The organism is Serratia sp. (in: enterobacteria) (assembly GCF_046715635.1).
GTDB lineage: Bacteria > Pseudomonadota > Gammaproteobacteria > Enterobacterales > Enterobacteriaceae > Chania.
This window is the reverse complement of sequence record NZ_JBKJYW010000035.1, coordinates 1-4,875: the sequence shown is the minus strand read 5'-3', so window position 1 is coordinate 4,875 and position 4,875 is coordinate 1. Positions and strand designations below refer to the sequence as shown.

General features: G+C 54.7%; 4 protein-coding genes and 1 pseudogene. 2 read left to right on the top strand and 3 right to left on the bottom strand.

Annotated features, from left to right (window positions below):
- The 3 genes from napA to napF form a co-directional block, all read right to left on the bottom strand.
- A partial coding sequence (gene napA / locus ACLQ7H_RS01630; protein ID WP_411751160.1) for a nitrate reductase catalytic subunit NapA occupies positions 1-1,867 on the bottom strand: 1,867 nt, incomplete at its 3' end.
- Positions 1,864-2,130: a chaperone NapD gene (gene napD, locus ACLQ7H_RS01625; RefSeq protein ID WP_411751161.1), complete on the bottom strand. Its 267-nt coding sequence runs from the start codon at positions 2,128-2,130 to the stop codon at positions 1,864-1,866. The genes napD and napA, both read right to left, overlap by 4 nt.
- Positions 2,117-2,614: a ferredoxin-type protein NapF gene (gene napF / locus ACLQ7H_RS01620; protein ID WP_021807093.1), complete on the bottom strand. Its 498-nt coding sequence runs from the start codon at positions 2,612-2,614 to the stop codon at positions 2,117-2,119. Before napF ends, napD begins: the two co-directional genes overlap by 14 nt.
- A gap of 373 nt (positions 2,615-2,987) precedes the next feature.
- On the opposite strand from napF, the gene narQ reads away from it, so the two are divergent.
- Positions 2,988-4,670 carry a nitrate/nitrite two-component system sensor histidine kinase NarQ gene (gene narQ / locus ACLQ7H_RS01615; RefSeq protein ID WP_411751159.1) on the top strand — a complete coding sequence of 561 codons (1,683 nt, stop codon included), beginning with the start codon at positions 2,988-2,990 and terminating at the stop codon, positions 4,668-4,670.
- A 125-nt stretch (positions 4,671-4,795) separates the two neighbouring features.
- Positions 4,796-4,875 (top strand): annotated as a pseudogene (locus ACLQ7H_RS01610) (DNA-binding response regulator); the annotation flags it as partial.

The following is a 4,875-nucleotide window of genomic DNA, read 5'->3' as shown; positions in this document are numbered from 1 at the left end:
AACCGAACTCGCGCGACTCGTCGTTCAACTGGTCGGCCGGGATCTCTTCCAGCTTGTACTTGTTCACTTCACCATTGACGAACAGCACGTCGTACAGGGTTTTGCCACGGTATTCCGGCTTCTGGTTGATCAGCTCCGCCGGCCACACTTCTTCCACCTTGAAGCGTTTGGCAAATTCCACCAACTGCCACAGGTCAGACTTGGCCTCGCCAGGCGCTTTCACCTGCTGATGCCAGAACTGAGTACGACGCTCAGCGTTACCGTAAGCCCCTTCTTTTTCTACCCACATTGCCGTAGGCAGGATCAGGTCGGCGGCCAATGCGCTAACCGTTGGGTACGGATCGGAAACCACGATAAAGTTGCGCGGATCGCGCCAGCCCGGCATACGCTCTTCGTTGATGTTTGGCCCGGCCTGCATGTTGTTGTTACACATCACCCAGTAGGCGTTCAGCTTGCCGTCTTTCAACGCACGGTCTTGCGCAACCGCATGCAACCCGACTTTTTCCGGGATAGTGCCGGCTGGCAGTTGCCATTTCTGTTCGGCAATCTGGCGGTGCTTCTCGTTGGTCACCACCATGTCTGCAGGCAGGCGGTGGGAGAACGTCCCCACTTCACGCGCAGTACCACAGGCAGAAGGCTGGCCAGTGAGCGAGAATGGCCCACAGCCTGGCTTGGAGATCTTGCCGGTCAGCAGGTGCAGGTTGTAGCACAGGTTATTGGCCCAGACGCCACGGGTATGCTGGTTGAAGCCCATCGTCCAGTAAGAGACAACTTTTACATTCGGATCGGCGTACAGTTTGGCAAGCGCTTCCAGTTGGTCTTTCGACACGCCGCTCAATTCAGCGGTCTTATCCAGCGTATATTCCGCCACAAAGGCTTTGTAATCTTCGAAGCTCATCGGCTCCGAAGCATCGCTGCCTGGGTTCTTGGCTGCTTTCTCCAACGGGTGAGTTGGGCGCAGGCCGTAACCGATATCGGTCGCCCCTTTGCGGATGTTGACGTGCTGCTTGAGGAAGTCCTGGTCAACCGCATTATTCTGAATAATGTAGTTGGCGATGTAGTTCATGATCGCCAGATCGGTCTGCGGGGTGAATATCATGCCGTTGTCCGCCAGCTCGAAGCTGCGGTGTTCAAAGGTGGAAAGCACCGAGACGTTGACTTTGTCGTTGCCCAGGCGGCGGTTGGTAATGCGCGACCACAGGATCGGGTGCATTTCCGCCATATTGGAGCCCCACAGCACGAAGGCGTCGGCCTGCTCGATATCATCGTAGCAGCCCATCGGTTCATCCATGCCAAAGGTGCGCATAAAGCCGACTACGGCAGAAGCCATGCAGTGGCGCGCGTTTGGATCGAGGTTGTTGGAACGCAGGCCCGCTTTGAACAGTTTGGACGCCGCGTAGCCTTCCCATACTGTCCACTGACCGGAGCCGAACATGCCGACCGCCTCTGGCCCTTTCTCTTTCAGTGCCCCTTTGAATTTTTCTTCCATGACGTCGAAGGCTTTTTCCCAAGTGATGGGAGTAAACTCACCTTCTTTGTCATACTGCCCGTTCTTCATACGCAGCATTGGCTGTGTCAGACGATCCTTGCCATACATGATCTTGGGCAGGAAGTAGCCTTTAATACAGTTCAGACCCCGGTTAACCGGAGCATCCGGATCGCCCTGCGAAGCCACGATGCGGCCATTTTGGGTGCCGACCAGAACGCCACACCCGGTGCCGCAGAAACGGCAAGGTGCTTTGTCCCATTTTATTTCGTCACTGCTGCCGACCACGGCTTGGGCGACCGTTGGGATCGTCAGCCCGGCAGCTGCGGCAGCAGCCGCGGCAGCGTTCGCTTTCATGAAGTCTCGACGACTGAGTTTCATGGCATTACCTCACCTTGCTCATCCTGCTGGTGATAAACCAGCGACACTGCCAACACGCCGTCCAGATTGCGCGCCGACTCAATTTTTTCCAGCAACGCCTGGGAGCGTGCTGCTTGCATAACGACGACCAGCTTGCCCTGCTGCTGATCCTGTGCCGGAATTTCCGTATCAGGAATTGCCAGCAGCGCCGAGATCAGCGCCGGGAATTTGTCTGGCCGGGCCTGCACCATCAACCCGCTTACGTGCCATTCACTGCTCATTATTTTCACTCCGGGTTATTGCAATCGCCGAGGTCGGGCAACCGGCAACGCAGGCACCACAACCATTGCACGCCGCCGCCTCGAGCGCCGGTTGGGCTATGCCGCCTAACCGTGGCCGAAAACGGATTGCCTGCGTTTCACAACTGTCCTGACAGCTACGACATTCAACCCCCTGCATCGCCAGGCAAACGGCCGAAAACGACGCCACTTGTTGCCAGGGTTGGTGCTGTGGTGGGTAAAACAGTGGGGCTTCGCAGGCATCTGCGCATTGTCGGCAAAAGGTACATTCCGCGCGTTGGAAATCGATTTCGGGATAACCCCCACTGCCGCTGATCAATACACCGGTTTCACAGGCGTTAACGCAGGCCTGGCACCGGGTGCAACCCGCAAGGAAGAGAGGGGCTTCACGCGACCACGGGGGACGGATCGCATCAGTTTGATGACGCCATTGTCCGCTGAGCAGTCTGCGTCGCGACAATTCGGCCATTCGGGTATCCTTCAAAGTTATCAACACGCGCGCGTGTAAAAAATTATTATCGTGTGACTTTATTATTTTTTGTCTCGCACCTCGGGTAAGAGGCAAGGGTAAAATAGGCTTATCGGAGGGAGTAGATAATCACCCTTAATAGGTAAAAGTGGGTATTACTTGCGCCAGATCAATCACTGATAACCGATATAGGGCATTTTGCCAACAATAGGTCGCCCAATCGTTATCTACTTGATTATATAACGAAGGTTTTTGTTGGCGGTAGATTGACCGTTTGCTCAAAATCGCCATGCTTTTTGCCAGCAAAAGTTATAATTTGACGGCGCATAACACTCGGCGGCTCAGATAGGCCAATAACCAGAAGGACGCTTAATTGTTCGTAAAACGCTCAGTGACCGGTAGCCTGGCGAAGGCGCTGATTGGCATTGTGGTACTCTCTGTGCTATCCACCGGACTGGCACTGACCACCGTGGCCGACAGCCTGCGCGATGCCGAAGCGGTAAATATCGCGGGATCGTTGCGCATGCAGAGCTATCGGTTGGCGTATGAGCTCACAAACGGTTCCGCTGAAGTGCAGCAGCACCTGATGCAGTATCAGCAGTCGCTGATGGCTCCAGCCTTACTGAAACTCGATCGCTTTTATGTGCCTGACGATGTGCGGCAAAAATACCTGACGCTGCGCCAGGCCTGGCTGGTACTGGAAAAACAGATCCTGGCCGGGAACCCGGAAAACTATCAGGCCAACGTGGCCAGCTATGTTAATCAGATCGACCATTTTGTCTTCGCTTTGCAGCGCTACTCCGAACAAAAACTGACCGTGGTAGCGACGATCAGCGTGATGGGTTACATCGCCATTATTGCCCTGGTGCTGTTCTGCATCCGCTTTATGCGGCGCCAAGTCGTCACCCCGCTCAAACGTCTGGTGGATGCCAGCCTGCGTATGCAACAACGTGATTTTAATCACCCGCCGCTTGATGTTGCATTGCCTAACGAACTGGGCGTCCTTTCGCAAACCTTCACCACCATGTCTGGCGAATTGGCGAAGCTCTACCAGTCGCTGGAGCAGAAGGTGCAGGAAAAAACCGAGCGGCTACAGCAGGCCAACCGCACGCTGGAGGTACTCTACAGTTGTTCCCAGGCGCTGAGCGTTGGGCAATTGGATCAACGGGCGTTCGAGAAGGTTCTGCACATCATCAAGATAAGCGAACAATTACATTGTATTCGGCTCAATGTCGAAGACAGCCTCAGCCAATGGCAGGTCAGCAGTGGTGAACCGGTGGCGGAACTGGCCTGGCATTCGCAGGTGATTATGCAAGACAACAAACCGTTGGGCAGCCTGAGCTGGCAACAGGAGCAACTGCCGCCTCATCCGCACCTGATGCAAAGCGTGACCAATATGCTCAGCCGCGGGGTTTACTTTAACCGAGCACAAAAGCAGCATATGCAATTTCTGCTGATGGAAGAACGGTCCACCATCGCCCGCGAACTGCATGATTCATTAGCCCAGGCACTCACCTTCCTGCGCATCCAGCTCACCTTGCTAAAACGTACTTTGGCGAGCAACTCGCCGCAAGCGGATGAGATTATTGACGATTTTGATCGTGCACTGGCGGATGCTTATCGCCAATTGCGTGAACTGCTGGCCACTTTCCGCCTGAGCATTCAGGATGCCGATCTGAACGCCGCGTTGCAGCAGGTATTGGAACCATTAAAACTGCTGACCAGCGCACGGATTCAGTTACACTGTCGGTTAGCCTCACAGGCTTTAAATGCCCAACAACAGGTTCATGCGCTACAGATCGTACGTGAAGCCGTGCTTAATGCCATCAAACACGCCGATGCACAGGAAATTGTGATCCGTTGCGAAGTCTCCCCCGGCGGAGACAACGAAATCACCATTTGTGACGACGGCTGCGGCATCGATAGTCTGGATGAACCGGAAGGCCATTACGGGCTAACCATTATGAGCGAACGCGCAACGCGCCTGAACGGTACGTTACATATCAGGCGTGGTAATGCCGGGGGCACGGAGGTCTGTCTTACCTTCCCGCCATAAGGGCAAACAGCATTGCACGGCGGCCATTCGAGCCGAGCGACAGTGCTAATTACTACTATATTTTAAGAGTCAGCTTTACTGCCTGCATTACGCAGTGGCTTTACTCGCTACAGGGAGCACGTTTTATTGTGATGAAAAATTACCGAGTAATGATCGTGGACGATCACCCGTTGATGCGCCGTGGTATCAAACAGTTGCTGGGGCT

Coding starts and splice junctions, on each gene's coding strand:
- napF (WP_021807093.1), bottom strand. CDS start 2,614: ATGGCCGAATTGTCGCGACGCAGACTGCTCAGCGGACAATGGCGTCAT.